The sequence below is a fragment of the Lysinibacillus sp. FSL R7-0073 genome, from assembly GCF_038009065.1.
In the GTDB taxonomy this organism is placed as follows: Bacteria; Bacillota; Bacilli; order Bacillales_A; family Planococcaceae; genus Lysinibacillus; species Lysinibacillus fusiformis.
The window spans coordinates 690,674-713,210 of sequence record NZ_JBBPAS010000001.1 but is presented as its reverse complement, the minus strand read 5'-3'; the positions used below and the strand labels follow the sequence as shown (position 1 = coordinate 713,210).

The window sequence follows — 22,537 nt, the reverse complement described above, 5'->3', positions numbered from 1 at the left end:
AATGCTTTTTCTTTACGAAAATTATAGAATAGAACTCTAGTTAAAAGGAGATTGATACGGATGAGAGAAAACTATTTAACAGTAAAAGGATATGGTGAAAGCGAAATTGTTATTTCTAAATCCCGCTTTCTCACTTATATAGAACGTGCAGAAACGGAAGAGGATGCAATTTCTTTTATAGATCGTATAAAAAAAATGCATCACAACGCAACACATAATTGCTCAGCCTATATAATCGGCGAACATGATAACATTCAAAAAGCGAATGATGACGGGGAACCTAGCGGTACGGCTGGCGTCCCTATGTTAGAGGTCTTAAAAAAACAAGGCCTAAAAGATACGGTCGTCGTTGTGACTCGCTATTTTGGAGGGATTAAACTCGGCGGTGGCGGTCTTATACGTGCATACGGAAAAGCAACAACAGAAGGTCTTATTGCCGCGCAAGTAGTTGAGCGCAAGCTTCATCATTTCATGAAAGTTGCCATTGATTACACATGGCTCGGGAAAGTTGAAAACGAAGTAAGAGGTTCGTCCTATTCGTTAGAGGACATCCGTTATTTAGAGGGTGTCGAAATCATCGTCTCTGTGCTAAAAGAAGAAGAGGAACAGTTCCGAAGCTGGATGACAGAAATCACGAATGGACAAGCATCCATCACATTCGAAGATGCTCAATTTATAGAATTTATTGTCAAATAAATAGTTTTAATTGTCGAAACTAAATATGCATAGTATAATTTTTTTGTTAGGCTATTTTTATGGACCACACGTTTACTTCTTTAGTAATTGAATAAAATTTAGCTTTATTGCATTATTATTCCTAATAATAAGAGGAGAATATATCCATTATGAAAAAAAGATCTGTTAATAAGTTCAAAAAGAGATCTTCTAAAGCTTCCTTAATTATAAAAGTTACACTACTCCTAGTTGCTAGCTTAGTGATTTGTGTTACTGCTTATGGTGTTTACCTTACAAAACAGGTAGAGCATGCGGCAAACTCAGCCCATGAAGTATTAGAAGGTCGGGAAGTTTCTAAGCTCCGTGAGGAAAAAGTAGAACCGGTACATGATAATGTTTCTATTTTATTTGTCGGAGTTGATGATAGTGATAATCGCGGACAAGGTTCAGATCATTCACGTTCGGATGCGCTTATTTTAGCAACGTTAAATAATAAAACACATACCATTAAAATGTTAAGTATCCCTCGTGATTCTTACGTTTATATTCCTAAAGTAGGCTATAAAGATAAAATTACTCATGCCCACGCGATGGGTGGAACGCTTACTACTATAGAAACAGTAGAACAATTATTCGATATCCCAATCGACTACTATGTACGTATGAACTTCAATGCCTTCATTGATGTTGTCGATGCTTTAGGCGGTGTTGAGGCAGAAGTACCGTATGCCCTACACGAATTAGACGAATTTGATAAGTTTACAATCAATTTACAGCCAGGACTACAGCATTTAAATGGTAGTGAGGCACTGGCCCTTGCAAGAACACGTAAACAAGATAGCGATATCGAACGAGGTAAACGTCAACAGGAAATTCTTTCAGCTATAATTAAAAAAGTAGCATCTGTTGGTTCCATCACAAAGTATGATGATGTGATTAAAGCACTTGGTGATAATATGAAAACAGATATGACATTTACTGAAATGAAATCCTTCTTGTCATACTTATCAAAAGGCGCCCCACGTATCGACACTTTAAATTTGGAAGGTACAGATGATATGTCTACTGGTATTTATTATTATCAGCTAAATCAGGATTCTGTGGAAGAAACAAAGGAAATATTTAAAAACCACCTTGGCCGAAATGAAGAATCATCAAGCCTAACATCAAGTGGTAGCAACAATACAGGAACTGATAGTGCTGCTAGCGATGAAAATTCAGTTGTAGAATAATCAGTTCGTATAACAATAAGACCCTTCAGATCATAGACAAAATTTTGTCTATGATCTTTTTTTACTTCTAGCCAAGGCCATTTTTAGTATAAGTCTCCTGCTCTTTTCCATACACCCTAACGACCATACGAGCAGCTTTAGCGTTGTTGTTTCTTTTCCCTCTAATCCGTTACTTCAAACAGCTATCAGTAAGTATTAATAATCAATAAACCTCCATAATAAAATTTCAGAAGCCAATGATGGAAAAACATAACACCAAATGCATTGCGTATCAACGGTTTACCCAGGCAAAAGCTATCGAGAAGTTCTCTCGTCTCTTTCATATGGCTCTCAAATCAAATATTAACTTCAACCATAGTCCTTTTAAGCTACCTGCTATGCTCCCAGTCTAAGTTCTGGACTGAGGCTTAAATTTTCATTGTTAAAAGAAAAAATACTAAAGGCACACTCAAAAAATTAAGTGTGCCTTTAGTATTTAGTATTATTTCATAAAGCCTTATTTACTGAAACTCCGTACAAAATTTAATAATGGTTTGTAGTTTTTACCAGCAAGCCCGATAATTTCTACAAATATTTCAATGGCTGTTAGGATGACAGCGACAAGTAAAATTGCTCCCCATACTTTTGCCATCGAGAAAATAATAGCGGCTAATCCAAACATCACGGCAATTCCGTAAATAAGAAGTACAGTTTGACGATGTGTGAAACCCATATCCAGTAAACGATGGTGTAAGTGGGATTTATCTGGATCAGACCATTTCTTCTTCATACGGACACGACGAACAATCGCAAAGAACGTATCAGAAATCGGTACACCAAGAATAATAATTGGGATGATTAAAGAAACGAACGTAACATTTTTAAAACCAAGTAGCGCTAGCACAGAAATCATAAATCCAAGGAATAATGCTCCTGTATCACCCATAAAAATTTTGGCTGGGTGGAAGTTATAAAATAAAAAGCCAAGTGAAGCTACAGCTAAAATGGCTGCTATAGCTAAAACAAACATATTACTCATAATAAATGCCATGACTGCTAATGTAATCAGCGCTATCGTGGAGACACCAGCCGCTAAACCATCTAAGCCATCAATTAAATTTACAGCATTTGTTATTCCGACAATCCAAATGATTGTTAATGGGATACTTAGTAAACCAAAATCTAATGTCCCTAAAAACGGTAAGTTTACCATATCAATTTGAATGCCGCCTACAAAAACAATAATGAGTGCCGCACCTAGCTGACCAAGCATTTTTGCTTTAGCAGAAATCTCACGCATATCGTCAACAACGCCTGTCGCAACTATAATACAAGCACCAATAATAATCGCTATTAAATAATCGCTATTGCCATTTTTAGTTTGAATTAAATAAGAATATAAAATTGTTACACCAATTATAAATGCAAGGAAAATCGCCAAACCACCGAGTCTTGGCATAATTCGAGCATGTACTTTTCGATAGTTTGGTGCATCCACTGCACCTATTCTAAACGCTAAACGTTTCACTAATGGAGTTAACAAAATGGATGCAACAAATGCTGCTATTAAAGACACGTAAATCATGTCTCTCCTCCTCAAAAAAATAATCTACATTGAAATCCAAATTGATTATAGCACGAACAAGCATTGAAATATACTTTTTCTAAACATTTTCCACGATTTCACAAATATTTTGTACATTTTAGCATTAATAGATTCCTATATAGTCAATTGTAGTCACCTTAAGTAAAATTTGATAGAATAATGGTGTGTCTAGCATTTAGACAACATTAAAGGAGCGTATATTTCATGTTCTCAATTTTCAAAAGTAACAAAGAGCAAACAAGTGCTCGTCAATTAAAACGCTACTACAAAATAGTAGATCAAATTAATAATCTTGAAGAAAAGTATGTTGATAAGTCAGATGCTGAATTAAGAGAGATGACTTTTATTTTCAAAAATCAATTGGAACAAGGTGAGCCTATTACATCGATCATCCCAGACGCATTTGCTGTTGTACGCGAAGCCTCAAAGCGTGTATTAGGAATGCGTCATTTTGATGTGCAGCTTATCGGTGGTTTAGTGTTAACAGAAGGCAATATTGCTGAAATGCCTACAGGTGAAGGTAAAACACTAGTTGCCTCCCTTCCCTCTTATGTACGTGCATTAGAAGGTAAAGGCGTTCATGTCATCACCGTCAATGATTACCTAGCAAAACGTGACTTTGAGCTTGTTGGTCAAATTCATCGTTTCCTTGGCCTAACTGTTGGTTTAAATATTCCGATGATGGAAGCTGATGAGAAAAAAGAAGCCTATAATGCAGATATCACATACGGTGTGGGTACTGAATTTGGTTTCGACTATCTACGTGACAATATGGCCTATAGCTTAGCAGATAAAGTACAACGTCCTTATCATTTCGCTATTATTGATGAAGTGGATAGTGTATTAATCGATGAAGCTAAAACACCATTAATTATTGCTGGTAAGATGCCTTCAAATGATGAATTACATCGCATCGCTGCAATGGTAGCTAAACGTTTCAAGAAAGATGAAGATTATGATTTTGATGATGAAACAAAAGCTACTTCCCTTACGGATAAAGGTATTGAAAAGGTTGAAGCTGCTTTCAATGTTGATAATCTGTATGATTTAGAACATCAAACACTTTTCCACTACGTCATCCAAGCTGTTCGCGCACATGTAATGTTCGAACGCGATGTAGATTATATTGTCAAAGATGACAAAATTGAGCTTGTCGATATGTTTACAGGTCGTATATTAGAAGGCCGCTCACTTTCTGACGGTTTACACCAAGCAATTGAAGCTAAAGAGGGCGTTACGATTACGGATGAAAATAAATCAATGGCACAGGTCACAATTCAGAACTATTTCCGTATGTATCCGAAGCTTTCAGGGATGACGGGTACAGCAAAAACACAGGAAAAAGAAATCCGAGAAGTGTACGGCATGGAAGTTATACAAATCCCAACCAACCGTCCTCGTCAGCGCGTCGATCAGCCTGATATTATTTTTAGCACACAAGAGGCAAAATATAAGTATGTGGCTGCTGAAGCTAAAAAACGTCATGATAAAGGACAACCCATCTTAATTGGTACAACATCGATCTTACAGTCTGAAACAGTCGCTGAGCATTTGAAAAAGGAAAAGTTAACATTCCAATTATTAAATGCCAAAACCGTTGAGCAAGAGGTTGAGCTTATTTCACAAGCAGGTCAAAAAGGGCGTATTACAGTAGCGACAAATATGGCCGGTCGTGGTACCGATATCATGCTAGGCGATGATGTTCACGAACTTGGTGGATTATATGTCATTGGTACGGAAAAGCATGAAAGTCGTCGTGTAGATAATCAACTTCGTGGTCGTTCTGGTCGCCAAGGAGACGTAGGCGAAAGCCGCTTCATTCTCTCTATTGAAGATGATATGTTCCGCCGCTATGCAAAAGAAGAAGTTGAAAAATTCTCTGCTAAAATGGTTGTGGATGAACAAGGCATTATTCAAAATAAAGAGGTGCAGGAGCTAATAGACCGTACTCAGCGTATTGTCGAAGGATCTCAATATGGCATGCGTGAATATAACTTAAAGTTAGATGATGTCATTAATGATCAACGTACTGTGCTTTACGGACTGCGAGATAAAATTTTAGCTGGGGAAGATTTGTTAGAACAATTAAAACAAATGTTATATGAAACAGTGGACTTTGCCGTACGTGACGCAACTCCAGATGATATACCTTCATTCGAGTGGGACTATGATGGTATAGAGACAAGTCTAAATAGCCTCTTCCTAACTCCTATTTCAGTTGATAGAGAAGTTGGAAAGGTTATACCTATCTTAGATTCACTACAGAAACCTGTGGATGCATTAACAGCAAAAATGGACATTTTTGCCGAGAATGATCAAGTTATTAGTATTATTCCACAAATCATGCTAAGCAACATAGACAACGGATGGATCAGACATTTAGAAGCAATGAGCCACCTAAAAGAAGGTATTGGCCTTCGTCATTATCAACAAGAGGATCCTATGCGTATTTATCAACGTGAAGGCTTAGAGTTATTCGCTAAAAACTTCCAAGCTTTACGTCGTTCTATCATTATAGAAATAATAGGATACATGAAAACAATTGAAGAGCAACAGGAGGAAAAATAATGGGCTTATTTTCGTTCTTTAAAAAATCAGATAAAGTAGTTCAAGAAAACACAATCGATTCAGCAGATTTACTAGGAAGTACGGTTACAAATAATGGCAACGCTGAGATAGTTGAAACAAAACTTTCGTTCCACCCAGATTGGGTTGTCCCTCAAGAGCAACAATACATTTTTAATTTTCTTGCAAATGAACTAGAGCCGTTGAAACCCAATCAACTATCACTTTCTTCAATTAGTATTGAAGAGGATCGCTCTGGTAAATGGCAAGTGCGTGCATTTTTCCGGTCTTCTCTTTCTGAAGCAATTGAGCTTGGAGAGATCGAACTATTTATTATGGATAAAAACGATAAGCTTGTAGCTTCTAAAAAATTCGACTTTAAAGCTCTTGGAACAATCCCTGCTAAAAGTGCTCGTCCATGGGTATTCGAATTTGAAAAATCAGTTATTCAAGTAGATGAAGTACCAGAAGAAGGCTGGAAACTGGCTTTCAATCTTGTATCCTTACGCGAACATCAGTTAGAACTTGATTCTACATGGGAAGAACAGCTACCAGCCGAACAAAAAGAAGAGCTTGCCAAGATCGTTAAAACTTTACCGAAATTAGGCGACACAGAAGTAAACTTTACTGGTTTGCAAGCTAAATTTATGAATAATGGTAGTTTAAACGTCTCTATCTTTATTCGAAATGGACACAATAAAGCTATAAATTTGGAGCAACTGCCTCTTGAAATTATTGACGCTAGAGGAAAACAAATCGCAAAAGGTTCCTTTAAAATGGATCCTATTTTAACCGTCCAACCTAATTCAACAAAACCTTGGACATTTATTTTCCCCACTGAGTTAGTAAATCCAAAAGGCGCGGATCTTTCCCGTTGGACAGCACGTGTAACCCAATAATAAAAAGCCCCTTCTCTAAAAGAGGGGGCTTTTTCAATTTCTCACTAAACAAGCGATCTGCCTTAGCAAAAATTGCTTGTTTTTTATTTCACACTTTCAAACCGTTTATAGGCTACTAGTTTAGATGACCAGTATGGATACGTAACATCTGAAATTTCTACACCATCTGTACCCGCATGGACAAATTTATTATCCCCCAGGTAAATACCCATATGAGAAATGCCTTCTTTATACGTGTTCTCGAAGAATACTAAATCGCCAGGCACTGGAATTTGTACAGATGTAGTATTGCCATTATAATATCCTTCACTACTTGCTCTGCCTATTTTTAAACCGCCCTGATTAAAGGCATAGAAAATAAAGCCACTGCAGTCAAGGCCTACAGGAGTATTTCCTCCATATAGATATGGGGTACCAACCAATGTCTGGGCTACTTCTACTGTTTTCTTATAAATAGCTTGTCCATTAGTTGTAGGATCATTTGTTGTTACTTTTGATGGTGTACCCGCATCTGAAGTCACATTATTATGTATCGAATCGCCCTCGGGAATGACTGCGCCTGGAGACACTTTTAACACTTGTCCAATAAAAATTGTGTCTTTCTCAAGCTTATTCCAATTCATAATATCCTTAATTGTCACATTATATTGCTTAGCAATTTTCGATAATGTATCCCCTTTCGCTACCGTATGAGAAGTAGTTGTTGGCTTTGTGGATGTTGATGGGACTGAAGGCTTTTTACTATCACTCGTTGCTTGCTTTTGAATTTCAAGCTGTTGAGCTACATAAATCGTATCTTTCGATAGATTATTCCATTTCATAATCTCTGAAATCGTTACTTGATGATTTTGGGCGATTTTAGATAAAGTATCGCCTTTTTGTACAGTATAAGTCGCAGCCTCTGCAGTTTGTAGAGTTAAAAATGAAGTGGCTAAAGTGCTTAAAACAAGAATTCTCCATTTTTTTGTTTTTTGCATACCAAAGTGCCTCCGTTCGTGCTAGAATATTTCCTTGTGTGTCTATCATACTAGATAATTATAGTATGAAAAATCGGAAATACTGACTATTTTTCAAACATTTTATCAAACTTATAGAAAACGACGAAATCCGACTATATTACAATAGTATATTCATTGCAAGATTTTGGTTCCTATGATAACATACACATCTGTATTTAAAATTTTTAGAAAGTTTTAGCTTTTCAATCTTAAAGGAGTTTTTATACTTATGAAAAACATCATGCATTTCATCAAAGGAAATTTAGCAGTAGGATTACTACTATTTGCCTTATTCTTGGGTGCTGGGAATATTATTTTTCCACCGTTATTAGGTCAGCAGGCAGGTGAAAATATCACAGTAGCCATGATTGGTTTCCTTATAACAGGTGTCGGTTTACCACTATTAGCTATCGTTGCTGTCGCAAAAGCAGGAGGCGATTTACAACTACTCGCCAATCGTGTGAGTCCCGCTTTTGGTATACTCTTTACATCTATTGTATATTTAGCAATTGGACCATTCTTTGCCGTACCACGAACTGGATCAGTGTCCTATGAAATTGGAATTGCCCCTTTTCTTCCAGAAGTTATGAAGGACCATTGGGCACCACTTTTCATTACATCTATTTTGTTTTTTGCCTTAATTCTTTATTTATCCATTAACCCTTCGAAGCTTGTCGATCGAGTAGGAAAAATCTTAACCCCTGCCCTGCTTCTTGTGATTTTATTGTTAGCTGTCAAAAGCTTTATTTCTCCAATGGGAGAGCCAGGGGTCGCGGTCGGAAGCTATATTAATTCCCCATTTGCTGAAGGGTTTGTACAGGGATACTTAACAATGGATGTTCTGAGCGCACTTGTTTTCGGTATCGTTATTTTACAAGCATTACGCGATATGGGCATGACAGATAAGAAAAAACAAGTGAATACAACTATATTTGCCGGTGTCGTTGCAGCCATTGGATTATCTTTTGTTTATATCTCACTTGGTCATATCGGGAATACAAGTATTACTGCCATTGGTACTTCTGCTAATGGTGGAGATATTATTGCAAAATCAGCAGAAGTACTTTTTGGAAGTCTAGGAAGTATTATTTTGTCTGCGACTATTTTACTAGCTTGTATTTCAACAGCTGTTGGTTTACTAACTGCCAATGCACAATTTTTCCATAAGTTATTCCCAAAAATATCCTACAAAACATTCTTAATCGTTTTTACTATTTTTAGTACAGCCATTACTAATGTGGGACTTTCAACAATTATTAATGCTTCTCTACCTGTGCTGTTAATCATTTATCCAATAGCTATGGTATTGATGGTACTATCATTAGCGGATCATTTCTATAAAGGTGGACAAATTGTTTATATTTTAGCGCTAATCCCTACTTTCCTTGTCAGCTTATATGATGGATTAAAACAAATGAAAATTGAAATCACATCATATGAAAATATTCTTCAAGCCTTGCCATTATATGACCAAAACTTAGGATGGCTTGCACCGGCCATTGTCGGCGCATTCATCGGCTTTATTATTTACAAACTATTTAACAATCAAGCCTCAGCATAATAGAGCTTACATCTTCCATGGAATCTGCTAGCCATGTATTGCTAGCAGATTCTTTTTCTATTACATTAAACTCATCCACTATTCCTATCGTTCATGTATAATAAAACTAGATACTCAATTGTAAAATGTATCCATCCACTACCTGACAGGATCATACATTTCTATTGAGTGCTAGAAAAGAGGTGTCCAATGAAAAAATTAATATGTTCGTTCGTATTTATTCTAGGCTTCTTTCTCCTACCACTTACATCTACTCAGGCAATTAGCCAGGAACAATCGTTAGTAAGAGAAATAAAGGAAATTATTCAGAATACGTATGTAGGGACGATCAATGGGAACTTAGAAAAGGCCACATCCATCGCAGAAATTATTGATATGCTGGATCCTTACTCCACCTATTTTACAAAACAAGAATTCGAGGATTATATGAATAGCATCAATCTATCAACCATCGGCATTGGTGTTGTTATTGAAGAGCATGAAGATGGGATTCATATTTTACAAGTAATTGAAGGCAGTGGTGCGTTTGATGCAGGCTTACAGGCTGGAGATATCATCATTGCTGTAAATGGTGAGTCTATTATTGGTCGCTCTACACAGGAGACCTCTTCTCTCTTAACGGGTCATGAAGGTAGTCAGGTGAAAGTAACACTTAAACATAGTAATGAAATGACAACTACGAAAACCATTACACGAAAAAAATTCACATTGCCAAATGTACAATCTGAATTATTGTTTGGACACGTTGGCTATATTTCACTTGCTTCATTTTCAGAAGATGGCGCTCAGCTTATCAAAAAAGCACTGATTGACTTAAAAAAGCGCGGTGCCAAATCGTTTATCTTAGATTTACAAAATAATGGTGGCGGTTATGTTACAACAGCGGAAGAACTTACAGGGCTATTTCCATCAGCAAAAGTTGCGTATCTATTAGAGGAAGCACATTCCTCCTATACTATACCAGCCGTTAAGCAAAATACTAAGTTTCCAGTAAATACACGTATTTTAGTCAATCGTTATAGTGCTAGTGCCTCTGAAATGCTTTCTGCATCACTAAAAGACCAGAAGGCCGCTATTTTATACGGTGAAACCACTTATGGGAAGGGAGCTATGCAAGGTTTTTATATGCTCCATGATGGAAGCTACTTAAAATTAACTGTAGGCAAATTTACAGGTCCTGCGCAGCAGACTATTCATGAAGTAGGTGTCAAACCTAATATTCAAACAACAACGGCGCCTATTTTCCAAGCACACTTTGATGCCATAAAGGAGCAATATCCTCAATATCAAAAGCTTTCAATTGGGAAAATGGCCTTTCAAACAGGAAATTTAACGATGAAACTACCTTCAACACTTGTATCGCAAATTGATAAGGGGCATGTTCAACTTATCGCTTTAGGAGCTGATGAAGTAGTAGCAACGACTAAAGTTGAAGGGCTAACATTAATTGTTACTCCAACAAGTCCTTTATCACTCGATCAGGAATATATGCTACTCATTCATCCGAAAAAGCAAAGCAAGGCACAAAAAGGCTATTATCAACATATAAAATTTGAAAATTAAGAAAAATCCTCTCGTCGATCTACATTACGATTGATGAGAGGATTTTTGTATCATTTCTTCAGTTTTCCAAAAATATAATTGTACAATATCGTTCGCTAGTTCTGCAGGCAATCTTTTTTGCTCCAGTAAATTGGTTAATATCAATCTCTCCATTGATCCAACTAAAGAATCTATTAAAATTTTAATATCCACACAATAACGTTGTAAGTCCTTGTCACAATCATAAAGATAAATAAGATGGATCAATTGTTGCGTTAACTGTGATTTTACTAAAAAAGCCTGCTTAGATTCTATAAAACCGATTTTTGATAGCTTCGGATTTTCGATTATATAGAAGAATAAATTTGACAGTTTTTGTTCTAAAATCGAAATAAATGCTTCTAATCCATTAGCCACACTATCAGAGGATTTACTATTCATCACTTCAAAAAAGCCACTCTGAAATTGTACATTTAAATCATTATAAAGTGCATCCTTGCTTTTAAAGTATAAATAAAAAGTAGGCTGTGTTACATTAGCAGCCTTCACAATATCACTAATTTTTGTATGGTGATATCCTTTATCTGAAAATAGCTCTATCGCTTTTTCAAGTAATAGTTGTTTGCTTCGTTCCCCATTCGAATTAAATTTTCTTCCCCTTGCCATACTTTCCACCTTATCTTAGTTTATAGTCGCCCTAATCCCTTAGCATCATTAATAGACACACTATTCTTAATCAAAAGTAACTAAATTTTCATAACAAGTACATATTTTATTCATGATTATACTCCATTGTATTATAATACACCTTCTAAATTTTTACTATAAATGATAGATTTATGATCATACTAAAAAAGCATATTTTTCGTAACTAATTGCCAAAAAATCACAATTACCCACACTATAAAATTATATCAATATATTTCACAAGAAAGCATTCCACTTGTTACGTTTCTCTTATAGATTGGCCTAAACATTCACTCTATCCTCCAATAGATTGCTAAAATTATATTAAAAAACTCCTTCCAATAAAGTAGAGCTTCTGTTTTAAGACAAAAATTTTACCATAAAACAAAACTACTATTTTGAAAAGTCCTTCTTTTTGAAAAAATATTTTTTATGGCTATTTTTAAATTTGAAAAGTCAATTGTGCCAATAGTTTACCCCCTCAGTCATCCGTGCAAAAAAAATTTTTCTAAAAATCAAACCATTTTACTTTTCGAAAAAAGTGTTATAATCGCCAAGAATTTAAAATTTTCAATTTTGGAGGCATATAAATGGTACTACGTGATTTTTTCATTTACTTATCAGAGAACAAAATATTAAATAGCGCTGCTCAAAAATATGGTTTAAAAATGGGTGCTCAAAGTGTTGTGGCAGGCACTAGCTTACCTGAAGTTGTACAATCCATTAAAGAATTAAACAAAGCAAATATTTCTTGTACAGTCGACAATCTTGGAGAGTTCGTTTATGAGAAATCAGAAGCAACTGCTGCAAAAAATAATATTTTAGCTGTTGTACAAGCCATTCACGATGAGCAACTAGATGCTCATATTTCCCTTAAGCCTTCCCAATTAGGTTTAGACATTGATTACGCATTTTGCTATGAAAACTTAAAAGAAATCGTAGAACTTGCACATCAATACAATATTTTCGTGAATTTCGATATGGAAAATTACGAACGTTTACACAGCTCTTTTGAATTACTAGAGGAATTACACAAACAATTTGATAATGTGGGGACAGTTATTCAAGCTTACTTCTTCGAGTCGGAAGAAAATATTGAAAAGTACAAAAATTTCCGCTTGCGTATTGTAAAAGGTGCCTACAAAGAGCCAGAAAGTGTAGCATACCAATCAAAAGGTGATATCGACCGTAACTATCTGAAGCTCATTGAACATCATTTACTACATGGTAAATTTACTTCTATCGCTACGCATGACCATAATGTAATTAATCATGTGAAGCAATTCGTTAAACAACATAACGTTCCAAATGAAAAATTTGAATTCCAAATGCTTTATGGTTTCCGTAAAGAAATGCAGTTAGACCTTGCACGTGAAGGCTATAATTTCTGCACATATCTACCATTTGGTAACGACTGGTACGGTTACTTTATGCGCCGTTTAGCAGAACGCCCACAAAACGTAGCACTTGTGACAAAACAAGTGTTTAACAAAAAAACAAACCTAGCAATTGGCTTAGGCGCAGCAGCATTTGCCCTTGGTCGCCTTTCAAAAAAAGGAAAATAATAGTTGAGGCCTAGCGGTTTGAAATTGCTATCAGTTACTCTACACAAGCTATGCAAAAAAGCGAAAACATTGTTAATCAATGTTTTCGCTTTTTTTATTAAGCTTATAGTTTTTTACGCGATATTGTAAACTTTGTCGACGTATTCCTAATGCCGCCGCGGTTTTGGAAATATTACCTTGGTTAAAATCTAATGCCTTCGAAATATAATATTCCTCCACCTCTTTCATGTAGACATCTAATGGTCGAATGTCTTGCTGATTTTTAATGACAAACAAATCACTCGTTGATACTTCGTTTTCTGCTTCCTCACATGTGCTTTGGATTTTCCATTTAAAATGAACAGGTAGCATATGGGATTCAACGATAGTCTCATTGGTAATTAGCGAGGTGATCTCGTCCAGCAATACTTCTAATTCCTTTAAATTACCTGGCCAATCATATTTCAAAAACGTCTCTTGAACTTCTTCCGAAAGACCTTGGATTGTTGAGCCAAAGCTATCACGATGCCTTTTGAAATAATCATCAATAAATGGCATCATATCTTCTTTTCTTTCACGTAAAGGTGGTACATAAATCGTGATTCCAGAAAATAAGCGGTAAAGTTTTTTAGAAAGCTCCTGCTTTTGAATTAAATCTATAGGGTCTTTGCCAACACTAGCAATTAAAACATGCTGATGATTTGGATGATTGTTGAAAAGCTCGACAATCTTTTCTTGTGCTTCGAGTGATAAATATTCGATGCGTTCAGCAAAAAAAGTAATTCTCTCTTTTTCAACAATGTATTTTTCAAATTGATTCAACACTGTTTGCTCATCCCGGCGACAAATTAGAGCGATAAACATGTCATTTTGCACCTTCAGATCATGATGAATACCCTCAGCAACCATATCGATTCCAGTGCCTGACTCACCAATTAACACAACAGGCATTCTGCTCAATGCAACAATTTTTGCCTTTTCAATGACATCCTTCATGACTGCAGAAACAGCCGTAATAATATCAAATGTTAGCGGTGCACCATATCTTCTTAATGGCTGATACATCATATATTCAAGCTGCGTAATATCTCGCGCAAATTCCACAGCCCCTACTAACACACCCTCATAGTGCAACGGATAAATATTGCTTATGTAGGTCACCTCTTGATTTTTTTTATTCCAATACGTTTTTTTGACATGTAGAACTGGCGTTTCAGAACTCAGGACTTTAAAGATATCGCTCTTTTCAATTTCGAAATCGATGATTTCTATCGCTCGCCTCTCCTCATATTCGTCCTCATTCACGCCTTCTAGTTCTCTCATTTTTTTATTGTATATGAGCAACTTGCCTTCTGTATCGACAACGCAAATTCCCATATCACCTTTTTCAATGACGTATTTATAAATACTTAGTAGTACATTGTTATCCATCTTGTCCTCCTGTATTCCATTAAGCTTATTCTAACACCAATACGAAAAACAGATGCAAAAATTAAAAAAGTTTTAAAATTTGAGTTGATTAATGCCAAATTATATTGCATTATATAATTAACAAAATCTTTAAAGGTGCATAATCATTTGGCACCATTTATCCAGGGGAGGAAACAGATATGATTCCATACAAACACGAACCATTCACAGATTTTTCACAAGAGGCAAACTACAATGCTTATGTAGAGGCTTTAAATAAAGTTGAAGGTTACTTAGGGCAAGACTACCCACTTATTATTGGTGGCGAGCGTATTACAACTGAAGATAAAATCGTTTCGTATAACCCTGCAAAGAAAACAGAAGTTATTGGCCGTGTGTCAAAAGCGAGCAAAGATTTAGCTGAAAAAGCTATGCAAGCAGCAGATGAAACATTCAAAACTTGGAAAAAGGTAGATCCAGCTATTCGTGCTGATGTTCTTTTCAAAGCAGCCGCTATTATTCGTCGTCGTAAACACGAATTCTCAGCATTATTAACAAAAGAAGCAGGGAAACCATGGGCTGAGGCTGATGCAGATACAGCAGAAGCAATCGACTTCTTAGAATACTATGGTCGCCAAATGCTACGTATTAAAAACGGTCAACCAGTAGAAAGCCGTCCAGGTGAATACAACCGTTATGACTATATTCCACTTGGAATTGGTATCGTTATCTCACCTTGGAACTTCCCATTTGCGATCATGGCTGGTACAACAGTAGCTGCTTTAGTAACAGGTAACACAGTATTACTAAAACCAGCTTCTACAACACCAGTAGTGGCGTATAAATTTATCGAAGTATTAGAAGAAGCAGGTCTTCCAGCAGGAGCTGTTAACTTTGTACCAGGTTCTGGTGCTGAAGTGGGCGACTACTTAGTTGATCACCCAAAAACTCGTTTCATCAGCTTCACAGGTTCTCGTGATGTTGGCTTACGTATTAACCAACGTGCGTCTGTCCTAAATGATGGTCAAATTTGGATCAAACGAGTGATCGCTGAAATGGGCGGTAAAGATACAATCGTTGTCGATAAAGAAGCAGATCTTGAATTAGCTGCACAATCGATCGTGAAATCAGCATTTGGTTTCTCAGGTCAAAAATGTTCAGCATGTTCTCGTGCTGTTATCGTAGAAGATGTGTATGACCAAGTGGTGAACCGTGTAGAAGAGTTAACAAATGCTTTAACAGTTGGAGATCCAACAGATTTCAGCAACTTCATGGCAACGGTTATTGACCAAGCGGCATTCAATAAAATTACGGAATACATCGAAATCGGTAAAGGCGAAGGTCGTCTAGTAGCTGGTGGTACAGCTGATGATTCAGTAGGTTATTTCGTACAACCAACCGTATTCGCTGACGTAGAGCCTTCTGCACGAATTATGAAAGAAGAAATCTTCGGACCAGTAGTCGCGATTGCAAAAGCAAAAGATTTCGATCATGCGATTGAAATTGCTAACGATACAGAATACGGTTTAACAGGTGCTGTCATTACGACAAACCGCATGAACTTAGAAAAAGCACGTGAAGAATTCCATGTTGGAAACCTTTACTTCAACCGTGGCTGTACAGGTGCGATTGTTGGCTACCAACCATTCGGTGGTTTCAACATGTCAGGTACAGACTCAAAAGCCGGTGGCCCAGACTACCTACAACTTCACATGCAAGCAAAAACAACTTCGGAAATGCTATAATATTTCCCATAATAAATACCGTACATAGTTTCTTATGTACGGCATTTTTTTATCGTTTATCTCAAACATATATATAATAGAAGAAACTCATGTGAATTTTGATTCACTTCCCTCATAGATTCCACTTTTAATTTCTCTACATGAGCCAAAAGGATACTTTTCTCCTATAATAACCTGGTATATTTTATGGTATTTCTAACATTTGCCCCTTAACTTGATTCTGTAACTTTGTTAAAATGATATCAGTTTAGGAGGGTAAAACTATGAAAAAACTATCAATTTTTATGTTACTCATGATGCTTATTAGCGTAATCATTTCGCTACCCCAAAAGGCCTATGCTGATGAGCTATCAGGACATATGCATGAAAGTGGTCTGCGTTATTTGATTTCCAAAGGAGCCTTGCTGAAAGATGCAAATGGCAGCTATCGTCCGAATGATACTGTTACACGCGGTGAATTCGCCACATACATAGCAAAGGCTTTAAACTTAGAGACAAAGGATAATATTACGTTTACAGATGTCTCTAACACATATTTATTTGCCAATGAAATCAAGCTTGCCGCTACTGCTGGCATAATTACCGGCTACACAGATGGGACATTTAAGCCAGATGCACGTATTTCAAGAGAGCATATGGCCGTTATGTTAATTAGAGCGGTGGATTATTTAAAAATCCCAAAAGGTACTTCCTCTATTACATTTAAAGACAATGCAACAATTTTCAAAGATTTTCGTCAGGACATTGCCATAGGTGCTCAATTAGGGCTTATTAAAGGAAGCTCTAACGGCATGTTTTTACCTAGAGACAATGCAACAATTGCTGAAGCATCAACTTTTATACTTCGCTTAATTCTCCTTGCTGATACTGTTGAAAATAATAATGGGAATACTGATAACAATGGTAATAATGGAAATTCCAATAATAATGGGAACTCTGGTAACGACAATAACTCAGGTAACAATAATAATGCGAATGCATTTATCGTTAAAGAAATCTCAAATGGTAATCTCGTAGACAAGCAATCTTATGCTAGTTTTGAGGCTGCTGAAAAAGCGATGACAAACAGTTCATTAGTGGTTACTCAAAATAATAAGATTATAAAAATGTCTTCCGGTATTATTGTCACAAATAATTATGTCGCATTAAATTCCGAAACAATTAAGGATCAAATTGCCGTTGCTGCTAATACAGAAATGGAGTATCTAGGTAGTGATGCGACTCAAGTAAGGGTACGCTTAGCTGGACAAGTTGGTTCTTTAAAACAAGCAGATGTTACCTTGATCCCTTCCGCTTTAGTAAAGGGACGCGCTTATTATACAAATGAAAATGGTGAAATTAAACATACCTTATATGATTATAAAACCAATAAGTACTCATCTAGTTACGTCTACGGCAAAGCACCTAGCTTTATGAAGCAAGGTGAGAAATACTTTAGCTGGGATGGTATTACTTTTACGAATGTAAACGGCTCTTCAAAGGGAGAAGGCTATAATTACTATCAATTCTTACCTGCTCGTGCTACGACACAATATACAGCTGAAGAAATTGATCAATATATTATGCAAAAACTAGCTGAAGTTGAGAGCTCAGGTGCTTCTATTTACAAAGACGCTACGACAAAAAGTAAACTAATTGGTTTAGGCACCGAGTTAAAAGATGTCGAAGCGAATGCCCATATTAACGCCATGCTTATTTTAGCACTGGCACAGCATGAGAGTGCCTACGGGATGAGTGATCATGCTCAAAATTTGAATAACCTATTCGGTTTATATGTGTATGACACAAATCCACTAAACAAAAAGTTTGATAGTGTTGGCGCAAACATTAATGAGCTTGTCGAAAAGTTCTTGCAACCTAATTACATTATGCCTGGTGGTCGTTATACAAATGGTTCAGTCGTTGGCTCTAAAGCAATTGGATTTAACGTAAAATACGCCTCTGACCCTTTCTGGGGTGCCAAAATTGCTGGACACTACTATCGTGCAGAAAAAACATTAGGCTATAAAGATGCTAGTAACCCGTATAAAATTGCACTAACAACAACAGCTGGTCTAAATGTTCGTGCTGATGCATCCACACAACAAAGTCCATTATTCACCTTTAATAAAAGTAATATGCCTGTTATCGTCACAGATACAGGTGCTAATGGTTGGTATCAAGTTATTTCAGATAGATCGCACTCAGAACCCGCTTTTATTAGTAAGGATTATATTAAATTCATCGCTACCGTAAAGTAAAACTAAAAGGCTACCTCTCTTAACTGAACTGCACCCCGTCAAGTAGACAGTGGAAATAATAAAAAATGTATTAAGCGGCTTGAGTCCTGAATTCTAACGGACTCAAGCCGCTTAATCTTTTCTGATAACGATAGTAATTATAAAAATGAATATAATCACCAATCGCTAGTTTTAACTCTTCATATGAATCGTACTTATGTAAATAATATTTCTCACACTTCAATGTGCCCCAAAATGATTCAATTGGTCCGTTATCAATACATCGACCAATACGGGACATACTCTGTGTCATATTGGCAGTTTCCACAATTCGCTTAAATTCCTTTGATGTATATTGAAAACCTCGATCACTATGTATTAATGGCTGTTCGCCTGATTGTAATGATTGAATAGCTGATTTTATTGTTTTGAAAACAAGGGAATTATTATTCGAATGACTGAACACATAACTCACAATTGAACCATCATATAAATCGATAATTGCACTTAAATAAGCTTTTTTCCCATTTCCATACTTAAACTCTGTGACATCTGTACACCATTTTTCATTGGGCTTTTTCGATGTAAATGCTCTATTTAATACGTTCTCCGCCACATGATGTGCTGGGGATTTACGATAAGGCTTGCGCTTTCTACGAATAACAGACTTCAATCCACTAATCTGCATTAGACGATAAATACGCTTTTCGTTAACCATCGTTTGATTATGTTCTTTTCGCTGGCGATTGATGGTCAACGTTGTACGACGATAGCCGTAAATACCATCTACTTGTTGGTAAAGGAGATGAATGTCCTTTAAAATTGCTTCATTTTCAACTTCTCTGTTAGAGGGCTTGCGACTTAGCCACTTATAGTAAGCTGCACGCGAAACATCAGCTATTTCACATAGTAAAAGAATCGAAAGCTCTTCCTCTCGATGTAATTCTTGAATCGCTAAATAGCGTTGCTGTAGACGTATTTGGCTTAACGATGCCTCCTTTCGATTTCCTCTAACTTTTTTAAAAATAAATTTTCTGCACGTAAACGTTCATTTTCACGTTCAATACGCTGAATCTCTAATTTCAATTTCTCCTCAACGGTTAATTCGACTTCATCTTTTGTGCGACCACGACGATCACGTAATCCCTCTTCACCGTTCGTTTCAAATTTCTTCGTCCATTGATATACCTGTTGATACGAAACACCATAGGTGTGCGCTGCCAACTGATAATTTTTCTGGTGCTTCAAACAGTACTCGACAATCTCAATACGTTCTTCAAAAGTTGTCTTTCTTCCTTCTGTCATAGCTTGACTCATTCCTTTACCTGAATCTTTTATTTCACTATGACTAGTATACTTTTTTACCCAGCTTTTTAAAACGGAGGTACTGCTAATCTCGTATTTCGCCAACACCTCCATCTGTGAATAATTTCGTTGAATGTAGTCCTCCACAGCCGCTAATTTTAACTCTTTTGAATAGAACTTACATGAAGTAGCTTCTTGTAATCCTTCACGTCCACCTGCCTCAAATTTCATTTTCCATCTATGAAAAGTTTGATGATCTATTGAAAACCTTTCACACAATTCATTGATAGAATAGTGACCTTCTTCGAACAATTGAAGGATATATAGTTTCAACTCGAGTGGATGTTTGCTTCGCCCCATAAAAAATACTCCCCTTAGATAAACAGATTTTATTTTTTCATCTGTCTACCTAATAGGGAGCATATCAAACAATGGAGGTAGCCTTGTTTATTTTTTGGAAAACTGGGTACTTATTAAAAGTAAAGAGAAAAAACGACCCCAAAGCTAGTAAACTTTGGCATCGCCTCTTCAACTCTTATTGTTTTTTATAGTATTGCAAAATACCATTATAAATAGATTCTGCAAATAGATTCACGTATTGATCATTTGTCATTTTATTGTGATCCTCAGTGTTTGTTAAGAAACCAAGCTCCACTAGAATAGATGGAATGACCATATTACGAATTACGTAGTACTGTTCTTGTTTAACACCACGATTTTTCATATTTAAATTGTTAACAATTTGGTTATTTACAAATGTGGCTAAATCTATGTCTTCCTGATACATATCTCCTGTAGATATAGCATAATATGTTTCAGTACCTTGTGCTGACGTATTGGCAGCGGAATTGACATGGACACTAACAAAAATCTCACCGTAGTTTGCTTGCGTGAAATCTACTCGATCTTGTAATGATGGGTACGTATCACCAGTACGTGTCATATACACTTTGGCACCAGCATTCTCTAGTAATTGCTTTACTTGCGTGCTGACCTTTAATGTAATGCTCTTTTCAGAAACAGAACCTTTTACTGTCCCTGGATCTTTACCACCGTGACCTGGGTCTAAGATGATAACGCGATTTTGCAAAGGTTTAGCGGTCTGATTTAATAGTTTTAAATAAGATTTATGAACATAACCAGTTTGTCCATTATAAGAGATTTCTGCCCAGTAACCGCTGATGCTATTAACTTGGACATACTCTCCTTTATTCAGCTTGAAAAGTACTGCTGACGTCGAATTACTTTGACTGCGCACATTTAGATTAGCAACCGTTACTCTTCCCAGTACATCTCCTGAAGTAACAGGTGGTGTCCCTGGATCTGGATCTGGATTAGGTTTCTCTTCTTCAACCGTATCCGTTGTACTATTGGCTACCACATACCCTGGTAAACCATTCACTTGTGTTAAATAGTAGCCACCTACTGTTTTATACACTGGTAATTTTACATTTGCTTTAATCGTTGAAATTACTTTTGCTGAAGAAGTTGGCTTCACATATAAGTTAACAGCATTTTTTGTCGTTACTTCTTTTTCGACTGCTCCTAACGCATTGCCATCTGCATCTAAAAATTCAGCATATTGTTTAAAAATATAAGCATAAGCACCTTTATAAGATACTTTTAACCAATTACCTTCAACTGCATATACTGATAATTTACCGCCTGTATTGACTTTACCTACAATGTTCGTAGTTGAAGCGCTATCCGTTGATTTACGAATATTTAAACCATCTGTAGTTACTTTTACTAAGCCAATAACCTGAGATGTATCAGGTACAGTTACACCTTTTACAGGCAATTCTAAACGATATTTCTCACTTTTTGCACGTGACACAAATAATGAGAATTGTGAACGTGTCACCGTACTGTTTGGTAAATACGTTTTACCTGTTCCATTAGTGATACCATTATAATAGATTGTATTGATATATTTCACATATTCGTGTGTGATCCCTACATCTGTAAATGGTGAATCGATTCCCTCATACTCACTTGTATCTAAATTAAATGCCTTTGTTAAGACATAACTCATTTCTCCACGAGATAGAGCTTTGTTTGGTAGGAATTCACCTTTTATATTTTTGTCAAAGAAACCTAATTGTACAGCACGTTCTATATAACCTGACATTTCAGTGCCTACTGTAACATCTGAAAAGCTAGATTTATTTACGACTAATGGTTTGTTTCCGGAGGCAACGACAACCATTTTGGCTGCTTGTCCTCTCGTTACATTGTTATTTGGGCCAAAAACTCTTTTACCATTCACAAAATAGCCTTGGATAACACCCAAACTTACTAAATAATTAATTTCTTCATAGGCTGGGTGATTTTTAGTGACATCTTCAAATGTAATATTTGAGTTGGTAGCTGCACTGACACTTGCACTATGTATCGTAAACATAGAAGCCGAAATGAATAAGACGCACAAGATAAGACTAATTTTTTTGATGTTCAATGTCTTATTTCCTCCCTTCTTGTTCTCTTAACGTGTCCATTTTAACAAAATTAGCTAAATAATGCATCATACAATAGAACTGTTAAATTATTTTTTCCATATCACTTCCTCT

The 22,537-nt window shown here is 36.2% G+C and carries 15 protein-coding genes; 9 read left to right on the top strand and 6 right to left on the bottom strand.

Annotated elements, in window-relative coordinates; translation table 11 throughout:
• The first annotated feature begins 60 nt into the window (after positions 1-60).
• Positions 61-696 (top strand): YigZ family protein, encoded by a 636-nt coding sequence (locus MKY88_RS03350; protein WP_069480059.1) that lies wholly within the window; start codon positions 61-63, stop codon positions 694-696.
• A 149-nt stretch (positions 697-845) separates the two neighbouring features.
• The gene (locus MKY88_RS03345) at positions 846-1,907 is read left to right on the top strand and encodes an LCP family protein (protein WP_193830939.1); all 1,062 of its coding nucleotides are present in this window, start codon (positions 846-848) and stop codon (positions 1,905-1,907) included.
• A 496-nt stretch (positions 1,908-2,403) separates the two neighbouring features.
• On the opposite strand, the gene MKY88_RS03340 is transcribed toward MKY88_RS03345, so the two are convergent.
• On the bottom strand, positions 2,404-3,471 hold the full coding sequence (locus MKY88_RS03340) for a glycosyltransferase family 4 protein (RefSeq protein WP_025116707.1): 1,068 nt from the start codon (positions 3,469-3,471) through the stop codon (positions 2,404-2,406).
• A 225-nt stretch (positions 3,472-3,696) separates the two neighbouring features.
• On the opposite strand from MKY88_RS03340, the gene secA2 reads away from it, so the two are divergent.
• Both secA2 and MKY88_RS03330 read left to right on the top strand, forming a co-directional pair.
• Positions 3,697-6,060: an accessory Sec system translocase SecA2 gene (secA2, locus tag MKY88_RS03335; protein ID WP_193830938.1), complete on the top strand. Its 2,364-nt coding sequence runs from the start codon at positions 3,697-3,699 to the stop codon at positions 6,058-6,060.
• Positions 6,060-6,956 (top strand): accessory Sec system S-layer assembly protein, encoded by an 897-nt coding sequence (locus MKY88_RS03330; protein WP_069480056.1) that lies wholly within the window; start codon positions 6,060-6,062, stop codon positions 6,954-6,956. Before secA2 ends, MKY88_RS03330 begins: the two co-directional genes overlap by 1 nt.
• Before the next feature lie 83 nt (positions 6,957-7,039).
• On the opposite strand, the gene MKY88_RS03325 is transcribed toward MKY88_RS03330, so the two are convergent.
• On the bottom strand, positions 7,040-7,933 hold the full coding sequence (locus MKY88_RS03325) for a C40 family peptidase (RefSeq protein WP_069480055.1): 894 nt from the start codon (positions 7,931-7,933) through the stop codon (positions 7,040-7,042).
• 250 nt (positions 7,934-8,183) lie between these two features.
• On the opposite strand from MKY88_RS03325, the gene brnQ reads away from it, so the two are divergent.
• The gene (brnQ, locus tag MKY88_RS03320) at positions 8,184-9,515 is read left to right on the top strand and encodes a branched-chain amino acid transport system II carrier protein (RefSeq protein WP_340813006.1); all 1,332 of its coding nucleotides are present in this window, start codon (positions 8,184-8,186) and stop codon (positions 9,513-9,515) included.
• Between the two features lie 189 nt (positions 9,516-9,704).
• Positions 9,705-11,078, top strand: a complete 1,374-nt coding sequence (locus MKY88_RS03315; protein WP_328203295.1) for a S41 family peptidase — start codon at positions 9,705-9,707, stop codon at positions 11,076-11,078.
• A gap of 24 nt (positions 11,079-11,102) precedes the next feature.
• Here the strand turns inward: MKY88_RS03315 and MKY88_RS03310 are convergent, their stop codons facing one another.
• Positions 11,103-11,723 (bottom strand): TetR/AcrR family transcriptional regulator, encoded by a 621-nt coding sequence (locus MKY88_RS03310; protein WP_069480052.1) that lies wholly within the window; start codon positions 11,721-11,723, stop codon positions 11,103-11,105.
• 611 nt (positions 11,724-12,334) lie between these two features.
• Between MKY88_RS03310 and MKY88_RS03305 the strand changes: the two genes are divergently transcribed.
• Positions 12,335-13,309 (top strand): proline dehydrogenase family protein, encoded by a 975-nt coding sequence (locus MKY88_RS03305; protein ID WP_069480051.1) that lies wholly within the window; start codon positions 12,335-12,337, stop codon positions 13,307-13,309.
• Positions 13,310-13,381: 72 nt separating this feature from the next.
• Here the strand turns inward: MKY88_RS03305 and MKY88_RS03300 are convergent, their stop codons facing one another.
• Positions 13,382-14,719: a helix-turn-helix domain-containing protein gene (locus tag MKY88_RS03300; RefSeq protein WP_340813005.1), complete on the bottom strand. Its 1,338-nt coding sequence runs from the start codon at positions 14,717-14,719 to the stop codon at positions 13,382-13,384.
• Between the two features lie 179 nt (positions 14,720-14,898).
• On the opposite strand from MKY88_RS03300, the gene pruA reads away from it, so the two are divergent.
• Together pruA and MKY88_RS03290 are read left to right on the top strand one after the other, a co-directional pair.
• Complete coding sequence (gene pruA, locus MKY88_RS03295) at positions 14,899-16,443, top strand: L-glutamate gamma-semialdehyde dehydrogenase (RefSeq protein ID WP_012292396.1); 1,545 nt, start codon at positions 14,899-14,901, stop codon at positions 16,441-16,443.
• 263 nt (positions 16,444-16,706) lie between these two features.
• Positions 16,707-18,683 carry an S-layer homology domain-containing protein gene (locus MKY88_RS03290; protein WP_340813004.1) on the top strand — a complete coding sequence of 659 codons (1,977 nt, stop codon included), beginning with the start codon at positions 16,707-16,709 and terminating at the stop codon, positions 18,681-18,683.
• Positions 18,684-18,753: 70 nt separating this feature from the next.
• On the opposite strand, the gene MKY88_RS03285 is transcribed toward MKY88_RS03290, so the two are convergent.
• A protein-coding gene (locus MKY88_RS03285; protein WP_340813003.1) for an IS3 family transposase occupies positions 18,754-20,327 on the bottom strand; the annotation gives its coding sequence in 2 pieces (ribosomal slippage) (positions 18,754-19,685 and positions 19,685-20,327; 1,575 coding nt in all).
• Between the two features lie 175 nt (positions 20,328-20,502).
• Positions 20,503-22,425: an N-acetylmuramoyl-L-alanine amidase gene (locus MKY88_RS03280; RefSeq protein ID WP_328204646.1), complete on the bottom strand. Its 1,923-nt coding sequence runs from the start codon at positions 22,423-22,425 to the stop codon at positions 20,503-20,505.
• Positions 22,426-22,537 lie beyond the last annotated feature (112 nt).

Excerpts from the sequence above, each read along its gene's own strand:
- MKY88_RS03345 (WP_193830939.1), top strand. The coding sequence starts at position 846 with ATGAAAAAAAGATCTGTTAATAAGTTCAAAAAGAGATCTTCTAAAGCT.
- pruA (WP_012292396.1), top strand. The coding sequence starts at position 14,899 with ATGATTCCATACAAACACGAACCATTCACAGATTTTTCACAAGAGGCA.
- brnQ (WP_340813006.1), top strand. The coding sequence starts at position 8,184 with ATGAAAAACATCATGCATTTCATCAAAGGAAATTTAGCAGTAGGATTA.
- MKY88_RS03340 (WP_025116707.1), bottom strand. The coding sequence starts at position 3,471 with ATGATTTACGTGTCTTTAATAGCAGCATTTGTTGCATCCATTTTGTTA.
- MKY88_RS03330 (WP_069480056.1), top strand. The coding sequence starts at position 6,060 with ATGGGCTTATTTTCGTTCTTTAAAAAATCAGATAAAGTAGTTCAAGAA.
- secA2 (WP_193830938.1), top strand. The coding sequence starts at position 3,697 with ATGTTCTCAATTTTCAAAAGTAACAAAGAGCAAACAAGTGCTCGTCAA.
- MKY88_RS03290 (WP_340813004.1), top strand. The coding sequence starts at position 16,707 with ATGAAAAAACTATCAATTTTTATGTTACTCATGATGCTTATTAGCGTA.
- MKY88_RS03310 (WP_069480052.1), bottom strand. The coding sequence starts at position 11,723 with ATGGCAAGGGGAAGAAAATTTAATTCGAATGGGGAACGAAGCAAACAA.
- MKY88_RS03300 (WP_340813005.1), bottom strand. The coding sequence starts at position 14,719 with ATGGATAACAATGTACTACTAAGTATTTATAAATACGTCATTGAAAAA.
- MKY88_RS03305 (WP_069480051.1), top strand. The coding sequence starts at position 12,335 with ATGGTACTACGTGATTTTTTCATTTACTTATCAGAGAACAAAATATTA.
- MKY88_RS03315 (WP_328203295.1), top strand. The coding sequence starts at position 9,705 with ATGAAAAAATTAATATGTTCGTTCGTATTTATTCTAGGCTTCTTTCTC.
- MKY88_RS03350 (WP_069480059.1), top strand. The coding sequence starts at position 61 with ATGAGAGAAAACTATTTAACAGTAAAAGGATATGGTGAAAGCGAAATT.
- MKY88_RS03325 (WP_069480055.1), bottom strand. The coding sequence starts at position 7,933 with ATGCAAAAAACAAAAAAATGGAGAATTCTTGTTTTAAGCACTTTAGCC.